Below are 19,318 nucleotides of genomic sequence, written 5' to 3'. Positions count from 1 at the left end.
AAGTATCTCTCCTTATTTAGTAGTGCTTTAATTTTAGCATTTTATCAAACAATAGGCAACAAAAAAGAGGGATATCACCCTCCCAAAGTTACATCTTGTTTATCATACCAATCTAGTGCATTGTAAAAATGTTCTGGCTTAAAGTCTGGCCAATAATCATCAATTACATAAAAATCAGAATAGACTGATTGCAAAGGCAAAAATCCACTGAGTCTTCTTCTTCCACCCCATCTTATTATTAAATCAACTCTGGAGATGTCTCTAGAATATATTAAATCGAGTGGATTTTCCACATTATATTTTTCAAAAAAATAGTTTTTTAAATCCCATTCCCAACCATAGTTTACTAAAAAGTTTACTTTTAATCCTCCATTTCCAAAATCACGCCTTCTTAAAGTGTAGGGTATAAGCTCTTTAGGAAACATTGGAGAGCTTGTATTGCCCACAACTAATAAAGAAGCATTTTCTTTAGCAAGCATTTTTACAGCTTCTATACAGGCTTCAGTGAAGGCTAATCTCTGAACTTTTGGTCTTTTTGTATTGTCAACAGTAAATCCATAATAAGTTATTTCTTCTATTCCTTCTTTTTCACAAAGTTTAAAGAGTTTTAATCCAGGGTCTAAACCTTTGTTATATCCCATTTCTTTGGTCATCCCATTTTCAATAGCCCATCGTCTATTGCCATCAGGTATTACTCCTATATGCCTAGGAATTCTCATATTTTACTCTCCTTTCATCCTTTTAAAATATTGTTTCCATTTATTCGTAAAAAATGCTTAAAAAGAAAAGAAGTCTTGATTTTCAATAAAATCAAGACTTTAATATTATTTCTTCTTTTTTTGATTATATATTACGTAGATTCCGGCAATTATCAATAGTATAGGCCAATATTTACTGAAGTTGAACCATTTTACATTGAACCAAGGCCATATCTTTTTGATTAAAAGAGATGCACCTATTATTATTAAAACTATGCCCACAAATAATGCACTGTTTTTATAACTTTTGTCATTTTCATCATAATAAATGGTGGTGTTGCTACCTTCAGGGATTACTAATGCACATATGATATATGCTAGAATACCAGTTCCACTTGTTGCTATGGATAACATTAACCAAAAAATTCTTATGATGGAGGGATCTACATTGAAATATTCACCCAATCCGCCACATACGCCAGATATTACTTTGTCAGTAGAAGAACGATATATTTTTCTTGCCATCTAAAAACCTCCTTAGCATCATGTATATACTCATTTTATCAGATTTTTATAGAATTTAAAATACTTTATTCACTTTGTAAAAATAATATGATAACATTGATTAAAAGAGAAAATTTTTTTGGAGGTAAATATTATTATGTACAATGTAATATCACTAGCATTTAAATATTTATTTATATTTATTATTTACTTTTTTATGTTTAGTATCATAAGACTAATATATTTAGATATAAAGGGAATGGGACTAAACACATATAGTAAAAGTACTTATTTAAAACTTATAAATCAAAAAGATACCCTTCCATTTAAGATAAAAGAGGTCTATCCTATTGATAAAGATGTGACTATAGGTAGAAGCAATCAAAACAATATAGCTATAAAAGATCCATATATATCAAAGCAACATATGCGAATAGTTGAAGACGAAGGGGACTTTTATCTTGAAGATTTAAACAGTGCCAATGGTACATTCATAAATGGGGACAGGGTCATGGATGCTGTGAGACTCGAAAATGGAGACAGTATTAGATTGGGACAAATAGAGTTTTTGTTTGTAAATAGGAGGTAAGGAGTTGAAAAAATGAATAAAAAATTGATTAGTTACAGAGTTCCAAGAAATCTTCTTGTCCTAGTAGATTTAATGGCCATATTTCTTTTATTTATCCATAATGCAGAAAATCCAGATAAATTTACTCTCATCACAGGGGTTAGTCTTGTATTCATCATATATATATCTAATTTTATTTTGTTAAAAATATCTCCTGGAGATCACTATATTTTTTTGATTGTCACTATGCTTATTACCCTTGGAATAATCATGATTTACAGGATAGATCCTAGCTTGGGAGCTAAACAAGTAGTTTGGGTAAGTGCAGGAATTGTGGCCTTTTTTATGGCTTATGCTATTGTAAAAAATGTAAAAGACTGGGACAAATGGTTGAAGTTCTATATTATAGCTTCTATGGTATTGTTTGTTTTTACATTAATTTTTGGGAAAAGAATTGGTGGTGCTAAAAACTGGATTAAAATAGGTAGGTTTAGTTTTCAACCTTCTGAGATCATAAAATTATTATTTATATTTTTTATTGCTTCTTATTATACAAATCAGAAAGAGTACAATTTAGATAAAAAGGGAGGATACAAATTACTTCTTGTAGTATATGGATTTATTGGATTTTTGTTTCTCCAGAAGGATTTGGGAGCAGCCGCAGTATTTTATTTGATATTTTTGAGTATACAGTATGTGTATGAAGAGGATAGAAAACTTATATTATATAATGTGTTGTTAGCTTTTGTAGGAGCTTTTGCAAGCTTTTTTATATTTGATCATGTAAAGATAAGAGTTGAGACTTGGATAGATCCTTGGAAGTATATAGACAACAAAGGATATCAGATAACTCAATCCCTGTTTGCCATAGCTAGTGGAGGATTTTTTGGGACTGGAGTGGGACTTGGGCATCCAGATTTTATACCAGCAGTTCATACGGATTTTATTTTTTCAGCTATTTGTGAAGAAATGGGAATATTTGCAGGTATTGCTGTCATGATGCTGTTTTTAATTCTTGTATATAGAGGATTTAAAATTGCTTTTAGTCAAGAAAATTTATTTTTCAGGATTGTTGCATTCGGAATAAGTGCAATGTTCGGATTTCAAGCTTTTATTATATTTGGTGGTGTTATTAAAATGATACCTTTAACGGGGATTACACTTCCCTTTATAAGTTATGGAGGTAGTTCTATGATTGCTAGCTTTATCGCTCTAGGGATTTTGCAGGTAGCTTCTGAAGAGCTAGATAGGGAAGAGGAGGAAGAAAATGAACAAAGAACTTAAGAGGATGATAAGAGTTTTTACAGTTGTATGTATTCTCTTTGTAGGGCTAATAGTTTATTTGAGCTATTTTCAAGTGTTTACAGCTTCATCCATAAAAAGCAATAGCTATAACAAGAGATTGTGGATAGATGAGGAAAATATTTTACGTGGTATGATACTTGATAGAAATGGCAAGATATTGGCGTATAGTGAAAAAACTGAGGAATCGTCTAAAAGATATTACAATTATGGAAGTCTTTATGGACATATAATTGGATATAGCTATAGAGAATATGGAAAAGCTGGATTGGAAGCAAGCTATAACAATGAACTTTTAAATTTAAAGGAAAATACAACTTTAAATGAGTTAAAAAAGATTATAGATCCTAATAGTGAAGGAAACACACTGAAATTGACAATAGATCATGGATTACAGGAGAAGGCTAATAGCTTTTTAAAAGGGAAAAAAGGTTCAATAGTTGTTATGAATCCTAAAACAGGGGAGATATATGCTATGGTCAGTCAGCCCAATTTTAATCCTAGCACTTTGAGAGAAGATTGGAAGACTATAGTAGAGGATCCAGATAGTCCTTTTTTAAACAGGGCTACCAATGGATTATATGCTCCAGGTTCTACTTTTAAAGTTATAACTGCTGTAGCTAGTTTAGAAAGTTCTAATATAGATAGAAATTACAATTGCACTGGTTCAACTAAAATTGATGGATATGTTTTAAAAGATTATGGTGGAAAAGCTCATGGAAATTTAAATTTAGAAGAGGCACTAGTCAAATCTTGTAATTCATATTTTGCAAATATGGGTCTTCAAGTGGGAAAAGAGAAAATGGGAGAAGTATCAGAAAAGTTTATGTTAAATAAGAGTGTGCCTTTTGATTTACCAGTGAGTAAATCTATATCTCCTTATAGAGAAAATATAGGGAAAACGGATATTGCAGCTGCGAGTATCGGACAAGGAAAGGTTCTTGTGACTCCTTTAAATATGGCTATGGTAGCTTCTGCTATTGCAAATGGGGGAGATATGGTGAAGCCTATTTTAGTAAAAGAGATTATATCTCCTGATGGGAGTGTGATAAAAACTAATTATACAGAAATAATTTCTCGTGCTACAGATGGTTTTACAGCAAATGAAGTAAAAAACATGATGGTGGAAGTTGTAAAAAGGGGTACTGGCAAAGGTGCTGGTATAAAAAATGTGAGAGTAGCAGGGAAAACAGGTACTGCTGAAAATGCTTCGGGCAAGACTCATGCTTGGTTTATAGGTTTTGCACCGGCAGATAATCCTAAAGTAGCTATAAGTGTGGTATTAGAAAATGAAGGTTCAACTGGCGGGAAAAGTGCAGCTCCTATAGCCAGAGATTTGATGATAGATGTTTTAAATAAAATATCGGAATAGATTATTTATAGCAAATGGTGTAAAATATACTAGTAGACTAAAATAGGAGGGGATAGTATGGGTGATGAAAAAAACGGAATATTAGAAAGAGAAGAAATAGATGCAAAATACAAATGGGATTTAGAATCAATGTATGCAAATGATGAATTATGGGAAGAAGATTTTAAAAAAGCACAAGGATTAGCAGAAAAAGTAACAGAATATAAGGGGAGAACTGTAGAAAGTAGTGCGACACTATTAGAAGTTCTTAAACTTAGAGATGAATTATTTAGATTGACTGAAAATGTAGTAGTGTATGCAAGAATGAGATCAGATGAGGATAGCAGAAAAAGTACTTATCAAGCTCTTGCAGATAGAGGAATGAGTTTAGCAGCACAAATTGAAGAAAAAGCTTCATTTATAATACCTGAAATATTGTTATTAGACGAAAGTGATTTGAAGAAATATTTAGAGGAAGAAGAAGGGCTTAAGATTTATGCTCATTATCTTGAAAAAGCGTTTGGTAAAAAAGAGCATATATTATCAAAAGAAGAAGAGGCATTACTTGCTCAAATGGGTGAGGTAGCAAATTCTCCTGAAAATGTTTTTTCAATGTTAAACGATGCGGATATAAAATTCCCAATCATTAAAGATGAAAATAACAATGATGTTGAAATAACTCATGGGAACTTTATACCTTTGATGGAATCTAAAGATAGAAGAGTAAGGAGAGATGCCTTTGAAGGAGTATATCATACTTATAAGGAACTTGAAAATACTTTTGCAGCTACACTAAATGGATGTGTTAAGAAAAATATTTTTTATGCAAAGGCAAGGAAATATAGTTCTAGTATAGAAGCTTCATTGGATCAAAACAATATACCAGTATCTGTATATGACAATTTAGTTGAATCAGTTAACAACAATCTTGATGCTATGCATAAGTATATGGAAATCAGAAAGAAAGCTTTGGGACTAGATGAACTTCATATGTATGATTTATATACACCAATAGTAAAAGATGTAAATATTAAAGTACCTTTTGAAGAAGCAAAAGATATGGTTGCCAAAGGATTGGAACCATTGGGAGAAGATTATATAAAAACTCTAAAAGAAGGATTTAGTACTAGATGGATTGATGTTTATGAAAATAGAGGCAAGAGAAGTGGAGCTTATTCATCTGGAACTTATGATTCTAAACCTTTTGTATTGTTAAATTATCATGAGACACTAGACAATATTTTCACAACTGCTCATGAAATGGGACACTCAATGCATAGTTATTTTTCTAAAACTACACAACCATATATTTATGGAGGATACAGTATTTTCTTAGCTGAAATAGCTTCTACTACAAATGAATGTTTGTTGATGGACTATATGCTAAAAAATGTGAAAGATGACAATGAAAAATTGTATCTATTAAATCACTATTTAGAACAATTTAGAACTACAGTATATAGACAAACTATGTTTGCAGAGTTTGAAAGAGATATTCACAGATATGTAGAAAATGGTGGAGCATTGACTGCTTCCTATTTAAATGATACTTATAAAAAGTTAAATGAAAAATACTACGGAAAAGAAATGATAGTTGATGATGAAATAGCTAGCGAATGGGCTAGAATACCTCATTTTTATTACAACTACTATGTATTCCAATACTCAACAGGATTCTCATCAGCTGTATCTTTGTCTCAACAAATACTTAAAGATGGTGAAGATGCAGTAGATAGATATATTGGATTTTTAAAGAGTGGAGATTCAGATTATCCAATAAATGTACTAAAGAAAGCAGGAGTAGATATGACTACCAGTGAACCAGTAGATAGTGCATTGAAACTGTTTGGTCAACTAGTAGACGAAATGAGTAAATTGATATAACAAAAAGCAAGGGAATTTTCCCTTACTTTTTGTTTTCTATAGAAATTTGCTTTTTAAATTGTTCCAATACATATTTTCATCAAATACCAATCTAAATATAGTCATATTTGATATAGTAAAATATATTTCAAGTATATCTTTATACGTATATTGAACCCCATCGTTTATTATCAAAATAGAGTTTTCATATAGAGATTCTGGCTTTATTTTTATAGTCATATCTCCAGGGACAATAGTGCTATTTGATAGTGAACGATAAGCTTTAGAACTTATAGGAGATAGAGGGGTTATTTGCATAGTTTTTAAAGTAGGGTATACAATGCTTCCACCACTGGAAAAATTATAGGCAGTGCTACCAACAGGAGTGGCTACTATGATTCCATCTCCACTAAATTTTTCAAGGTGATTGTCATTTATGTATACTTCTAAATGGACTACTTTAGAAGCTATGCCTTTTATGACGATTTCATTTATACCTATGAGTTTTGCACAATTAGATTTAGTACATACTTTAGCTTCTAAAAGTGATATTTCCTCTACTAAATATTCTCCTTTTATGTATTTATCTATAAATATATCTAGATTTTCAGGAAGTATTTCTTGAAAAAATCCTAAATGACCAGTATTTATCCCTACAAAAGGTATCTTGGGAAAATTGAAATTATGAACTGTTCTTAAAAAAGCTCCATCTCCACCAATGCAAATATTTAATACAGAATTTTTGTCATATTTTTTTGGTATGATAAAACCTTTGTCTTCTAATTTTTTCGTCAATATTTGAGAAGTTTTTCTAGAATCATAATTGTTATTAGAAATAATATTTATTATTTTGTTTTTATCTTGTGTCAAAAGTTTCCCTCCTAAACAACCTTTTCTTTAAAAATAAAAAGATTTTGATATAATAAATAATGTTATGTTTATATTATACAATAAAAGAAAAAATAATTGGAGGATAGAAATGGATTTGTTAAAAGAAAGTGAAAATGTAGTCCTATTTAAAGCAAAATATGAAGATATGACTGTAGGAGAAGTTCTTTTTAGCTATAATATTTCTGGAAGACTTTTTAGACGATTAAAAAAGGAAAAATCCATTTATTTAAATGGAAAAACTGTAAAAACTAAAGAAAAAGTAAACTCAGGAGATATTGTTTCAATTGTCATGGAAGATGAAATAGATAATACGCTTCCCCAGGATATACCTTTGTCTATAGTATATGAAGATTATGACCTTTTAGTGATAAACAAAGATCCTAATATTGTTGTGCATCCTACAAAAAGTCATCTAGAAGGTACCATTTCCAATGGAATAAGCTATTATTACAAGAAAAACAACATAAAAAAGAAAATTAGATTTGTAAATAGATTAGATATGGATACATCAGGCATATTGATAGTAGCTAAAAATTCATTTAGTCATCAACAGATGGCTATACAGTTTGAAGAAAATAGTGTAGAGAAAAAATATTTAGCTCTAGTAGAGGGTATAGTTGAAATGGATGAAGATATAATAGATTTACCTTTGGGAAGAGAAGAGGATAAAAGTATTAAAAAAGTAGTTATAGAGGATGGAAAGAAAGCTATAACTAGGTATAAGGTGGTAGAAAGATACAAAGATGCTACCCTTTTAGAAGTGCAAATATATACTGGAAGGAGTCATCAGATAAGAGTACATCTAGAACATATTGGACATCCTATTATAGGTGATACTCTTTACAATAGGCCTAGTCCATTTATAGATAGGCAAGCTCTTCATGCTTATTATATAGGGGCGAGGCATCCAAGAACTAATGAGAAAATACAGTTTCAAGTTCCATTGCCAGAGGATATGAAAAATTTGATAGAAAACTTAAAAGACCCAGAAATCATTTAGTTTTTGGGTCTTTTTTTTCCTTGTTTGATGGTTCTAATGCTTTCATTAGTTCAAACATTTTCATCATATCTTTAACCTTTTCTTTTTCATTTTCTTTCATACCATCCATCAAAGATTCAGAAGCTTTCAGAAGTTCATTTGGATTATTTAGGCTTTGAGGATTAGAAATTATAATTGATATTATATTCATTATATATTTGTATTTGTCATAATTAAGTATCATATTCATAGGGTAACCCATTGCTTTTATCTCTTCTTCAGGGATTTCTTCTCTTAATGTTGAAATTATGTAGTTGAATCTTTCTTTATTGTCATTTATTTTAGCTGAGTTTATCTTTTGATAGTAATTATTTGTTGATACAAAGTCTTTTACTTCATATATTTTAACTATTTTTTCTGTCAAGAGCAGAGACTTGTTGAGTATGGGTATTATTTCTTCTGGAAAATAGGGGCCAATTTTTCTAAGAATGTTTATTTTTTCATAAGTATTATCTATATCTAAATTATTTACGTTTAGTGAGATAGTTTTTTTATTTCCTTTTCTTTGCATAGATAAAAAAATCAAAAATATCAATACAATAGTTTGATTCATAATTCCCTCCTAATTTAAATTTAAAAATATTATTTATATTAGTTTATGATGAATGTTTTGAAATAGTTCCTGTTGAAAGTAATATATTTAGATTGCTTTTCATAAATTTAAATATAAAGAATCAAGGAGGGAAATATATGGATGATTTTAAAAAGACTTTTGGCAATGTAGGAGATATAGAACCTACGGAGGAACAATTAGATAAAATAAAAGATATGGCGGATACTTATTCGGATGCTTCAGAAGATGAAATATTTTTTGAGATAATAAAAATAAATGAGAAGATGAAAAGCGAGATGGGCAAAGAAGAATATGAAGAGATGTTAGAAAAACTGGAAAAGATGAGACCCCTATTAGATGATGAACAAATAGAGAAACTGGATAGGGTTCTTGGAGCTATCAAAACGGAATAGATGCAGATTTTATGATGCGTTAGCAAATGTAGGAAATAGACATTGATGCAAATTAATGTTATAATATTCATAGATTATGTAAACTAGGAGGAAAAGTTATGAAATTAGATATAAAGACTAAAATACTTCTATTTCTTATAATTTCTATTGCATTAGTTTCAAGTATCTATCTGTATATGAACACTGGGAAAAATTATAGCGATATTTCATATTCAAAATTTATAAATTATGTAAAAAAAGGTCAAGTTGAAAGAGTAGAACTAAAAGATAGTCCTAGAATTTCAGGAAAATTGAAATCAGGAGAATATTTTATTACTGACAATCCTAGAACAGAGGATTTTAAAGAGATGTTGCTTGTGAATGATGTAAAGGTATTAGAGTCAAATGGAAATTCAACTCTTGTTCAAGGCATTTCATTTCTTTTATTTCTATGTGGAATAGGGATTGTTGGATATTTTTTAAATAATAATATGAATAAACAAGCTCAAAAAGAGATGGCTTTTTTATCTGATATAGAAGGCAAAAAGTCAGATAGCACTATAACTTCTTTTGAAGATGTGGCTGGAAATGAAGAAGCAAAAGAATCATTAAAAGAATTAGTAGACTTTATTCAAAATCCTGAAAAATACAATAGATATGGAGCTAGAATACCTAGAGGAGTTTTACTATATGGGCCTCCGGGAACCGGTAAGACTCTTCTTGCTAAAGCTTTGGCAGGAGAAGCTAATGTGCCATTTTTTTCAGTATCAGGGTCTGATTTTATTCAAGTTTATGCAGGACTTGGTGCTAGTAGAATAAGGGCACTTTTCAATAAAGCAAAACAATGTGGCAAAAGTGTTATATTTATTGATGAAATTGACGCACTAGGCAAAAAGAGAAAAGGAAACTTTTCAAGTGGTGGAAATGATGAAGGTGATAGAACTTTAAATGCATTGTTGACTGAGATGTCAGGTTTTGGTAGCAATGAGGGAACAATTGTAGTAGCTGCTACCAATAGAGTAGATACATTGGATGAGGCATTGTTAAGACCTGGTAGATTTGACCGACAAATAGAAGTAGGTTTACCTGATATAAATGCAAGATACAAGATATTGAAACTTCATAGTGAAAATAAGCCATTATCTGAAGAAGTAGATTTGAAAAAGGTTGCTTTTCAAACTTCTTATTTCAGTGGAGCAATGCTTGAAAATTTGATGAATGAATCTGCTATGATAGCTGCAAGAAATGATGATTCCTTTATAAACATGGCTCATATAAGCAAAGCTTTTTATACTGTATTGGTTGGAGAAGAAAAGAAGGATAGAACATCTATCCCAGTTGAAGATAAAAAAGTCACTGCTTATCATGAAGGAGGACATGCTCTAGTAGCTAAAAAAGTTTCAAAAGAAAATAGAGTGACAAAAGTAAGCATTATACCTAGTACAAAAGGTATGGGTGGATTTAGCATGAATATTCCTCCTGACAAGATGTATCAAACTAAGGATGATATAAAAAATAGCATCATGGTAGCACTTGGAGGAAGAGCTGCAGAAGAAATTATTTTCGGCAGGGATAAAATTACAACAGGAGCCTCAAATGATTTACAAAAAGCGACAGAGATGGCTTTTAACATGATAAGTGTTTATGGAATGGATGAAGAATTAGGACTTGTAAATTACGGTGCAATATTAGGACAAAACATTGGAAGCAATTCAATGATTATAGAAAGAGTTAAAACCATAATAGATTATCTATATGAAGAAACCAAAAAAGTAGTTTATGAAAATATTAATTATTTAAACAATATAGCTTCAATGCTTCTTTTGAAAGAAGTATTGGATGAAGAAGAGGTAAATGAACTAGTCAACTAAACTAAAATCATATAAAATATTTGCTATAATTTGAATGAGCACTTGAAGTCTAATAAAATACAAGTTATAATAATTATAGAGATGTTTCTGCGGTGTACGTATCCTAAATAATTCAACCGACATTGTGTAGACGGGAGTCTGAGTTCAGTAATCTATGGTATGCCTTTTGTAGGAGGAAACCAAAAGTTATTGACAGGAAACCCACCTTGTGAGAGGCGGGTCTGAATTAGGTGGGAGGCGGCATTGCGGGAATACAAAAGCTCCTTAGGGTTAAACCTTAAGGAGCTTTTGTATAAAAAAAATTTAAATACATATACTATCCCCTAAAGAAATATGTAGGAAAGAAGGTCAAATATGGATTTAGTTTGTCCAGTATGTAATGGTCTATATGAAATAAATGTTACATGCGATATATGTTTTAAAAATATGATTGATAAAGGCCCAGTGGTTAATTATTTAGATGATTATAGTCCATATTTATTAGATGATATTGCAGCAAAAGTAGATGGGGCACCTAGTTATAAATGCGTTCATATATATCAGTGCCCTAATTGTAAACATGACAAGAGAGTAGAGATAGATAGAATATATATTTAAGCAATATGGATGGGGAATTTCTTTCTCTCTTTATAAATAAAAATATATTTAAACCCCAATTCTCTTAACAATTTTTCCGCTTCCTTGTAGTTATATCCTACGTCCTCAGGCCTATGAGCATCAGAACCTATAGTTATTATTTCTCCACCTAATTTTTTATAAATTTTCAAAAGCTCAATTTTAGGATGATAATAGGGAAGTCCATATCGAATTCCAGAAGTATTTAATTCAATCCCTTTTCCTGAAAAAATGACTTTTTCAAATATTTTTTCTATCAATTCTTCATATTCTTCAAGCCTAGGTATCAATGCTGAGTCATCAAAATATCTATCTATCAAATCTATATGTCCCAATATATCATAGTTTTCAAAAACATTGACACTATTAAGCATTTCTTCATAGTATTTTAATACTCCATCTAAAGGGTCTTTATTTTCTAAATAATTATCTACATAAATGTCTTTATTTTCAACTGAATGGATAGACATGAGTACATAATCAAAAGGATTTTCATTTATAAAAGCATCATATCTTTTGTTTAAATGAGGTTGCATACCTATTTCAACCCCAGTTAAAATTTCTATATTTCTAAAATATTTATACTTGACTTGTTTAGATTTTTTAAAATAATCAACAGCATGGAAAACGATGTCCAAATTCCTTTCTGTAGCTTCAAGTTCAATATGATCAGTAAAACATATACATTTCATATTTTTTTCTATTGCTCTTAAAACCATATCCTCCATTGAATATTTGCAATCTATGGAGAAATCGCTGTGAACATGAAAGTCATACATTTGCAACACTCCTATTTATATATATCATACTTAGAATATTCTACTTTATAATCTGTAATAAGTAAAGATTAAATGCTAAAACTTTCTTTGTATTGCAGTCTATAAAGATCGTAGTACATACCTTCTTTTTCTAACAATTCTTGATGATTCCCCATTTCTATTATCTTCCCTCAATTAATTTTGCTAGTGCATCTTGAATTAAAATTTCAGTTTCAGTATCTATATTTGAAGTAGCTTCATCTAAAATTAAAATATCTGGGTTAAAAGCTAATGTTCTAGCAAAAAAAAGCAACTGTCTTTCACCTGAAGACAATGTAGAACCTCTCTCCATAACAGCCTCATCATATTGTTCTGGAAGCTTTTTGATAAAGTGATGAGCATTTACATATTTAGAAACTGCTACAATTTCATCATCATCTATATTTGGATTGTCTAGTCTTATATTGTCCTTTATGGTTCCAGTAAATAGAAATACATCTTGTAGTACTACTCCTATATGCTTTCTTAATTCATATTTGTCCTCTCTATATGTTTTGGCACTCAAAATAAATTGCTTTATATATTAATTATAGTTAAATATTCTGAAAATGAAAGCTAAAAATGGAAATGCAACCCCGATTCGAATCTGGTTGAACTTGTCCTATCTATGATATACAATAAAAATAAGTTGGAAGCATTATCCATTAAGTAGACAGAAAAGTGGCAAAAGTATGACAAAGGGGATAGAGAAAGGAAATCTAAAATTAAGGAAAGTAGCTAATTTACATGAAAAATGCTTACTTTGTATAACAAACTTTATAAATAATAAGTATTTTGTAGTGAATGAGATTATATTTATTGATTTGAACAAAAAAATATTATAAGAGGGGGATTGGTATAAAATGAAGGCATCAAAATATAATTTTTTCTATGAATTTCCTGAAGATATGGAAAAGTTAATAGCATATAATGCAAGAACTAATGCATTAGCACTTATTGAAAAAGAGAACTATATCAAATATCAGAATTTTGTTGATAAATCTATTGCTATTGATGATGAAAAATTGATAGAAGATTTAAAGAAAGGACAATTTTTAATAGATGATGAATTGGATGAGCTTGAATTATTAAAATACAACATGCTTAGTTCTAAATTTGATACTAGGCATTTGGGTTTGACTATTGCCCCTACAATGAATTGCAATTTTGATTGTATATATTGCTATGAAAAAAATGAAAGACAAAATGTAACCATGCCTAAGGATGTTCAAGATAAAATAGTAGAATTTGTAAAACAGCAAACAAAATATGTAGAAAGTATAAATATAGGGTGGTATGGTGGAGAACCTTTATTGGCATTTGATGTTGTTAAAGATATTTCTGAAAGAGTAATGGATATATGTAAAGAAAAAGATATTATGTACAGTTCATTTATTGTAACAAATGGATACAAATTAAATAAGGAAATTGCAGAAGAACTTAAAAAATTAAATATGGAATTTATGCAGATAACATTAGATGGACCAGAAGATATTCATAATAAAAGACGTCCTTTAAAAGGTGGACAAGGAACTTTTCGTAAGATATTAGAGAATATGTCGGAATTAGTAGATATTTTGCCAGATATATCTTTAAGAATTAATGTGGACAAAGAAAATGTTGAAAGAGTTGATGAAATACTAGAAGAATTGGACAAGTTTGGACTTAAAAATAAAGTATATGCCTATTTGGGTTATGTAGAGCCTATAAATGATTGCTACTCAACAGGTAAATGCTTAACTATGAAGGAATATTCTAATATAGATTTTGAATTTAGTGATAAACTCAAAAAACTTGGATTTGTAGAAAATAATATTTCCGGATATCCAAATTTGAAAACTAATTTTTGTGGTGCAGATAAAACTAATTCATTAGTAATTGATCCTAATGGTGACATATATAAATGCTGGTCTGATATAGGAATGGTCGAATATAAGGTGGGAAATATTATGGACAATATTTCAGTGAATACAGATAAATATATGAAATATATTCTTTATGATTCAACCCAAGATAATGAATGTATGAATTGCAAGATGCTTCCAATATGTATGGGAGGATGTCCTAGGAGGAGGATAGATGGTAAAGTTGATAGATGTAGTTCATATAAATATGTATTAAAAGAATATTTGGAAAAGACAGCAATTATTAAGAAAGAAGAATTGAGAAAAAACAAGACCGTTGAAGCTTAATAAATGCTTGTTTATTTTGGAATAGGATGTGCACATTCTAGATATAAACATCAAAACAGAAAGGGGGATAAAAGTGGAATATTTAATAAATGGTAATGAATATGGAAAAGATGACTGGTGTATTCTTAGAGATTGTGATTGTTACAATAATAATAGTTTGATAGCTCCATGTACAAGAATTGAACCTTGTGCATGCAAGGCAAATTTCTGTGGTGCAGAAATTTGTTCACCAGTAAAAATACAGCCAGCAAGTAAAAAAATAGAGTTATAGATTATATGAAGCCAAACCAAGCTTTGCATTTATGCTTGGTTTGACTTCATTATAGTTTGCATGAAGGAGATGGCACAATGTTAAACAACAAAAAAATACTTATATGGGCTGTTGCTATAGTTCTACTAGGAATAGCAGTATATGTTTTAGTTTCAAGCAATATGGGGGAACTTAAAGATTTGACAGAGGAAGAAAAAATAGAAGATTTTAGGTATATGTATGATATCATGAAAGACAACTATCCTCATTTTCATAGTATTGAAAAAATGTATGGATACGATTGGTTAGCTCATAAAGAGGAATTTGAAAAAGAAATAAGAGAGACTAAAGACAATATGGAATTTTTTTATTCCATCGGAAGCATTTTGGCGAATAAACTTCATGATCCACATACTGTTGTAATAGATCCTTTTGAGTATAGATCCTATTTAGATGTGATAAATGAATATGAAGAAGCAAATGAACAGTATGGATATTTTTTCAAAAATACTAAAAAAAAATATGAAGGATGGAACAAATTGTTTATACAAACATATCCAGAATATTATGATGAAAAACAGATACAATTGAAAGACAATTCATATACTCAAATACTTGAGCAAAGTAAAATAGCTTATTTGAAAATAGATTCTTTTAGCCTAGATCCTAGCAATAATAATAAAGAATATAAAAAAGAGAAAAATAAAATAATTGGTTTCTTGAAAAATGTAAAAGACTATCCATACTTAATAATAGACATTTCAGGCAATAGAGGAGGATTTAGTTTATATTGGCTAGAAACAATAATAGCTCCACTGCTAAATCAAGAACTTAATGAAGTTAAATACGAAAATATTTGTATTGTTCGCGGAGGAGATTATTCAATGAAATATTTTGAAAAAGCACATCCGGATATACGAGAAAACAAAATAGAGAAATTGAAATGTTATAGTTCTATGCCCAAAGAGGTAAAAGAAAACTTCCAATATTATAGAATAGATAAAGTTGATAATAGTGTATTGCCAAGTAGGAATCCTATAGGATTTAGTGGGAAAATATTTTTGATAATTGATGAAAATGTATTTTCAGCAGCAGATGAATTTGCAATGTTTTGCAAGCAAAGTGGATTTGCTACATTGGTTGGTTGTAGTACCAAGGGTTCAGGAGGAGATACTCCGATGTTTATAACACTTTCCAATAGTGGATTAATGATAAGATTTGAGACAGAGATGTTGTTGAATGAAGACGGGACTTCTCATTTTGAGACGGGAACAGTACCAGATATAGAAATAGAAAAAGATGATGTTGGAGATTACAATATAAAAGTAATGAAAGAAATAATCAATATGATTCATTCAGAAGAAACTGAGAAATAATTAGCATTCTAAAATTAGAGAAAGTAGCTGATTTATATGAAAATATTTAAATTTGTTAAAGAATATATATTTAAATATAAAATTCAATTATTCATATTTTTGATATTTTCTATTATTTCATGGATAATATCAATAGGGCTGCCTTATATAACAGGAAACTATATAGATTCATTGATGAACTTTCAAAACAGGCAAACCATAATTGATTTCACCATAAAAATACTTTTAATGGGAATAATAAACATCATTTCATCATTTGTAGTTAGTTATTCCTATGTAAAAGTTCAAACCAAATCTGCAATCGAACTGAACTTTAAAGCATTAGAGCATATAAGTAAAATGCCTATACTCTACTTTAAAAATCTTGACAGTGCTTATCTAAATCAAAGAATTAATTCAGATAGCAACACATTGATTTCTTTTGTATTGAGCAATTTTTTAGATATTCTGATTAGGGCTTTGACCCTTATCATTGTATTCTACATTTCATTTAAAATAAACAGAAAATTAACCATGATATTGATACCCCTCATTCCCTTATACTTAGCCATATACTTCATATTCAAAAAACCATTATTTAAATCTGGATATGAATTGAAAGAAAAGCAAAACAAGTTCTTTTCAAAAATGAACGAACAACTTTACAATATAAATTTAATTAAACTGAACTCCACTTTTGAAGAATCTCAAAAACAGCTTAGGACAAGTTTCTCAACAATGTTTGAATCGCTATTAAAATATACAAGAATATCATATATTTTTTCTAGCAGTGATTCTATGACCATGATAATATCTCAAATAATAATATTTTTCTTTGGAGGAATGGAGATAATAAATGAAAATTTAACCATAGGTCAATTCACTATAATAATCAGCTACTTTTCCATGATAATGGGATGTATAAGCTATTATTTAAACTTAGGGAAATCCTATCAAGATGCACTAGTTTCATACAATAGATTAGAAGAAATATTAAATGAAACTAAAGAAATAAATGGGGACAAAAGAATAAACAGTATTGATACAATAGTCCTTAAAGAAGTTTGTTTTTCATATGATGATACTAATAATATCATAGATAATTTTAACTATACATTTAAAAAAGGCAATATTTATGGAATCATTGGACAAAATGGTACAGGGAAAAGTACCTTTATAAATTTAATACTTGGACTTTTCAACAATTATTATAAAGGAAAGATCTATTATAATTCAATAGAATTAAAAAAATTAGATATGTATCATATTAGAAAAAGAATCATAGGAATTAGTGAACAAGAACCTGCATTAATTAATGACACAATTGGCAAAAATGTAACCTATGGAATAGATATATATAATTATGATGATATTGAAGAAGTGCTAAAAAGTTTAAATTTAGACATAAATAAATTTCAAGATGGTTTAAATACAAACATATATGAAGCTGCAAACAACATATCAGGAGGAGAAAAACTAAAGATATCTTTGGCTAGAACATTTTTAAAAAATCCTGATATGATCATATTAGATGAACCAACATCTGCCCTAGATGTAAATAGCATTGAAAAATTAGAATTTATACTGAAGGAAATAAAGAAAGATAAGATAATCATCATAGTTACTCACAACAGAGATATATTGGATATATTGGATGAAATCATTGATTTAAATGTAGTAAATAGTTTAAACTGCGAAGCTTAATTTCCTTAATCAAAAACATGAGTTTATCTTATGGCTGTATAAAGATTGGGAAATCAGGGATGGTTCGAAACGACCAAACCTTGACTCAAATTTGATTGATAAGTTTTTATAATGAAAGGGGTGATAAATAATGTTTAAAAAGTTTTTATTTATAATGACTATCATCATGGCATTATTTATTATTAGTCCTATCAAACAAAATGATATGTTTATATCTGCTGAAGATGATGCAATAGAATGGAACAATTATAAAACTGAAAATATTTCATTATGATTGAATGTCTATATTATAAAATTTCTTACAATTTAATATGAGCAAATCTCTCAAATCGTATTGATTTAAAATTTCAGAAAAACTTATGGCTTTTTTTAGTGAATCTTTATAACTATCATATCCAAGAAGATATTCAGCAATGCCTTTTCTAAAATATAAAAGATTTAATCCATTATAATCTCTGTGTTTATTACAATAATCTATGCCTAAAATAGAGTATTCTAAAGCTTTTTCATTCATAGCAAGTCTATGATAAGTATAAGATAGATTGTAACATATTTTAGGATAGATATTGTCATTAGGTTCTACTGATTTCATGCAGAATTCCATAATTTCTAGACTTTTTCCCGTAGATTCTAATTTATTCATTAGCAAGGCTATGTTCATTAAAATCCTTAACTCCATGGAATTATACACATAGGATGTATATTTATCAAGTGAAAACTTAGGAGTAGTTATTTTTATAGCATCCACTAGTTTATCCAGCGATTCATTAGGCTTATCATACTTTTTATTTAATATTATGGATTCGATCAATAGTACAAGTTGATTAATTGCACTAATGAAGTATGGGTGCGAAGTGCTATTAAGTAGGGTTTTTAAATCTTCTAATTCCACAGATAAGGTTTCAAACTTATCTCTATCAATTTTAGACTCTATTCTATTTTTTAATTCTTCAAAAGCATAATAATCATGAAATCTATAGTTGAGTAGAAGCTTATTTAAATCTGTTTTCAATACAGAAGATAATAAATCTAGTGTTTCTTGTTGAGGTACCACTTTACCTTTTTCAATTTTTCTTAAAGTATCTACATGTACACCTGATAGTTTGCTTACATCATTTTGGGTAAGGTCTAAACTATTCCTAATGCTACGTATTTCTGACCCAAAGTGTTTAAGATCATAATACAAAGTACTCAACCCCTTTAAATATAACCTTTAGGACAACTCTATTGAATTTGTTTAGGGTTGTCTTATCTATGCTATATATTATAAAATTTAATAAAGAATATGTAAAGGAAATGCCTCTTTTATAAATATAAATACATAAAAATCTTTCTACTAGGAAATATATTATTGAGTAGTATTTGGAGGTGAT

At 29.3% G+C, this 19,318-nt stretch carries 20 protein-coding genes and 1 other RNA gene; 14 read left to right on the top strand and 7 right to left on the bottom strand.

The annotated features are described in order from the left end of the window. Positions 1 to 74: 74 nt before the first annotated feature. Together BUA21_RS11015 and BUA21_RS11010 are read right to left on the bottom strand one after the other, a co-directional pair. Positions 75 to 719 carry an undecaprenyl diphosphate synthase family protein gene (locus tag BUA21_RS11015; protein WP_072744890.1) on the bottom strand — a complete coding sequence of 215 codons (645 nt, stop codon included), beginning with the start codon at positions 717 to 719 and terminating at the stop codon, positions 75 to 77. Positions 720 to 824: 105 nt separating this feature from the next. After that, the gene (locus BUA21_RS11010) at positions 825 to 1,223 is read right to left on the bottom strand and encodes a PspC domain-containing protein (RefSeq protein ID WP_072744889.1); all 399 of its coding nucleotides are present in this window, start codon (positions 1,221 to 1,223) and stop codon (positions 825 to 827) included. A gap of 136 nt (positions 1,224 to 1,359) precedes the next feature. Between BUA21_RS11010 and BUA21_RS11005 the strand changes: the two genes are divergently transcribed. Genes BUA21_RS11005 through pepF form a run of 4 tightly spaced genes read left to right on the top strand, consistent with a single transcriptional unit; the run spans position 1,360 to position 6,307 of the window. Next, on the top strand, positions 1,360 to 1,791 hold the full coding sequence (locus BUA21_RS11005) for an FHA domain-containing protein (protein WP_072744888.1): 432 nt from the start codon (positions 1,360 to 1,362) through the stop codon (positions 1,789 to 1,791). A gap of 12 nt (positions 1,792 to 1,803) precedes the next feature. Further along, a complete protein-coding gene (locus tag BUA21_RS11000) occupies positions 1,804 to 3,054 on the top strand; it encodes an FtsW/RodA/SpoVE family cell cycle protein (RefSeq protein WP_072744887.1) in 1,251 nt (416 codons plus the stop codon). Next, positions 3,038 to 4,444: a peptidoglycan D,D-transpeptidase FtsI family protein gene (locus BUA21_RS10995; RefSeq protein WP_072744886.1), complete on the top strand. Its 1,407-nt coding sequence runs from the start codon at positions 3,038 to 3,040 to the stop codon at positions 4,442 to 4,444. Before BUA21_RS11000 ends, BUA21_RS10995 begins: the two co-directional genes overlap by 17 nt. Positions 4,445 to 4,501: 57 nt before the next feature. Continuing rightward, positions 4,502 to 6,307 (top strand): oligoendopeptidase F, encoded by a 1,806-nt coding sequence (gene pepF / locus BUA21_RS10990; protein WP_072744885.1) that lies wholly within the window; start codon positions 4,502 to 4,504, stop codon positions 6,305 to 6,307. A gap of 36 nt (positions 6,308 to 6,343) precedes the next feature. On the opposite strand, the gene BUA21_RS10985 is transcribed toward pepF, so the two are convergent. After that, complete coding sequence (locus BUA21_RS10985) at positions 6,344 to 7,156, bottom strand: NAD(+)/NADH kinase (RefSeq protein ID WP_072744884.1); 813 nt, start codon at positions 7,154 to 7,156, stop codon at positions 6,344 to 6,346. Between the two features lie 109 nt (positions 7,157 to 7,265). Here BUA21_RS10985 and BUA21_RS10980 point away from each other — a divergent pair, with 109 nt between their 5' ends. Next, on the top strand, positions 7,266 to 8,177 hold the full coding sequence (locus tag BUA21_RS10980; RefSeq protein ID WP_072744883.1) for an RluA family pseudouridine synthase: 912 nt from the start codon (positions 7,266 to 7,268) through the stop codon (positions 8,175 to 8,177). Here the strand turns inward: BUA21_RS10980 and BUA21_RS10975 are convergent. Further along, positions 8,170 to 8,769 (bottom strand): hypothetical protein, encoded by a 600-nt coding sequence (locus BUA21_RS10975; RefSeq protein ID WP_072744882.1) that lies wholly within the window; start codon positions 8,767 to 8,769, stop codon positions 8,170 to 8,172. The two genes, BUA21_RS10980 and BUA21_RS10975, sit on opposite strands and share 8 nt — an antisense overlap. Positions 8,770 to 8,906: 137 nt before the next feature. Here BUA21_RS10975 and BUA21_RS10970 point away from each other — a divergent pair, with 137 nt between their 5' ends. The 4 genes from BUA21_RS10970 to BUA21_RS10955 all read left to right on the top strand — a co-directional run bounded on the left by BUA21_RS10970 (position 8,907) and on the right by BUA21_RS10955 (position 11,629). Beyond that, positions 8,907 to 9,182: a hypothetical protein gene (locus BUA21_RS10970; protein WP_072744881.1), complete on the top strand. Its 276-nt coding sequence runs from the start codon at positions 8,907 to 8,909 to the stop codon at positions 9,180 to 9,182. A 98-nt stretch (positions 9,183 to 9,280) separates the two neighbouring features. Then, positions 9,281 to 11,032, top strand: coding sequence for an ATP-dependent zinc metalloprotease FtsH (gene ftsH, locus BUA21_RS10965; RefSeq protein WP_072744880.1), 1,752 nt, complete (start codon positions 9,281 to 9,283; stop codon positions 11,030 to 11,032). An 81-nt stretch (positions 11,033 to 11,113) separates the two neighbouring features. Next, positions 11,114 to 11,288, top strand: a non-coding RNA gene (ssrS, locus tag BUA21_RS10960) — 6S RNA. A 98-nt stretch (positions 11,289 to 11,386) separates the two neighbouring features. After that, the gene (locus tag BUA21_RS10955; protein ID WP_072744879.1) at positions 11,387 to 11,629 is read left to right on the top strand and encodes a hypothetical protein; all 243 of its coding nucleotides are present in this window, start codon (positions 11,387 to 11,389) and stop codon (positions 11,627 to 11,629) included. On the opposite strand, the gene BUA21_RS10950 is transcribed toward BUA21_RS10955, so the two are convergent. Together BUA21_RS10950 and BUA21_RS10945 are read right to left on the bottom strand one after the other, a co-directional pair. Next, a complete protein-coding gene (locus BUA21_RS10950; RefSeq protein ID WP_072744878.1) occupies positions 11,626 to 12,426 on the bottom strand; it encodes a histidinol-phosphatase HisJ family protein in 801 nt (266 codons plus the stop codon). The genes BUA21_RS10955 and BUA21_RS10950 overlap by 4 nt on opposite strands. A gap of 160 nt (positions 12,427 to 12,586) precedes the next feature. After that, positions 12,587 to 12,970, bottom strand: a complete 384-nt coding sequence (locus tag BUA21_RS10945; protein ID WP_072744877.1) for an ATP-binding cassette domain-containing protein — start codon at positions 12,968 to 12,970, stop codon at positions 12,587 to 12,589. A gap of 337 nt (positions 12,971 to 13,307) precedes the next feature. On the opposite strand from BUA21_RS10945, the gene BUA21_RS10940 reads away from it, so the two are divergent. From BUA21_RS10940 to BUA21_RS14750, 5 genes are all read left to right on the top strand, one after another. Beyond that, positions 13,308 to 14,636 carry a radical SAM/SPASM domain-containing protein gene (locus BUA21_RS10940; RefSeq protein ID WP_072744876.1) on the top strand — a complete coding sequence of 443 codons (1,329 nt, stop codon included), beginning with the start codon at positions 13,308 to 13,310 and terminating at the stop codon, positions 14,634 to 14,636. Between the two features lie 73 nt (positions 14,637 to 14,709). Next, entirely contained in the window at positions 14,710 to 14,907 is a 198-nt protein-coding gene (locus tag BUA21_RS10935; RefSeq protein ID WP_072744875.1) for a hypothetical protein, read from the top strand. Between the two features lie 77 nt (positions 14,908 to 14,984). Beyond that, a complete protein-coding gene (locus BUA21_RS10930; protein WP_072744874.1) occupies positions 14,985 to 16,262 on the top strand; it encodes a S41 family peptidase in 1,278 nt (425 codons plus the stop codon). Between the two features lie 36 nt (positions 16,263 to 16,298). Further along, positions 16,299 to 17,945 carry an ABC transporter ATP-binding protein gene (locus BUA21_RS10925; protein ID WP_072744873.1) on the top strand — a complete coding sequence of 549 codons (1,647 nt, stop codon included), beginning with the start codon at positions 16,299 to 16,301 and terminating at the stop codon, positions 17,943 to 17,945. Positions 17,946 to 18,075: 130 nt separating this feature from the next. Further along, on the top strand, positions 18,076 to 18,219 hold the full coding sequence (locus BUA21_RS14750) for a hypothetical protein (protein WP_158281674.1): 144 nt from the start codon (positions 18,076 to 18,078) through the stop codon (positions 18,217 to 18,219). On the opposite strand, the gene BUA21_RS10920 is transcribed toward BUA21_RS14750, so the two are convergent. Next, positions 18,214 to 19,131: a helix-turn-helix domain-containing protein gene (locus tag BUA21_RS10920; RefSeq protein ID WP_072744872.1), complete on the bottom strand. Its 918-nt coding sequence runs from the start codon at positions 19,129 to 19,131 to the stop codon at positions 18,214 to 18,216. The genes BUA21_RS14750 and BUA21_RS10920 overlap by 6 nt on opposite strands. Positions 19,132 to 19,318: the final 187 nt, after the last annotated feature.

It is taken from the genome of Sporanaerobacter acetigenes DSM 13106, from assembly GCF_900130025.1.
GTDB lineage: Bacteria > Bacillota > Clostridia > Tissierellales > Sporanaerobacteraceae > Sporanaerobacter > Sporanaerobacter acetigenes.
The sequence above is the reverse complement of the archived record's forward strand: the minus strand, read 5'-3'. Positions and strand labels throughout refer to the sequence as shown.